Raw genomic sequence first — 253 nt, 5'->3', positions numbered from 1 at the left:
CTGGTAGTGGTAAAACGGACAAAGCCTATCTCTGGGTGTATCGCAGTCAGGCAGATGCCCCACATCCCATCGTGGTCTTTGATTATGCCCCAGACCGCAAGGGCATTCATCCGCAAAACTTCCTGGACGACTGGAAAGGGATCCTCCAGACCGATGACTATGGGGGGTATGATGCCCTCTATCGCAAGGAGCAAGTCACAGAAGCCGGATGCTGGGCGCATGTGCGGCGCCACTTCTATGACGTGGAGCAGCG

1 protein-coding gene is annotated in these 253 nt (G+C 56.1%); it reads left to right on the top strand.

The window, feature by feature from the left end; genetic code table 11:
* Positions 1–253: IS66 family transposase (locus HJG40_RS15630; protein WP_215864795.1), on the top strand; the 253-nt coding region annotated here is incomplete at both ends.

The sequence above is a fragment of the Acidithiobacillus concretivorus genome, from assembly GCF_018853445.1.
GTDB lineage: Bacteria > Pseudomonadota > Gammaproteobacteria > Acidithiobacillales > Acidithiobacillaceae > Acidithiobacillus > Acidithiobacillus concretivorus.
This window is presented reverse-complemented; position numbering and strand designations above follow the sequence as displayed.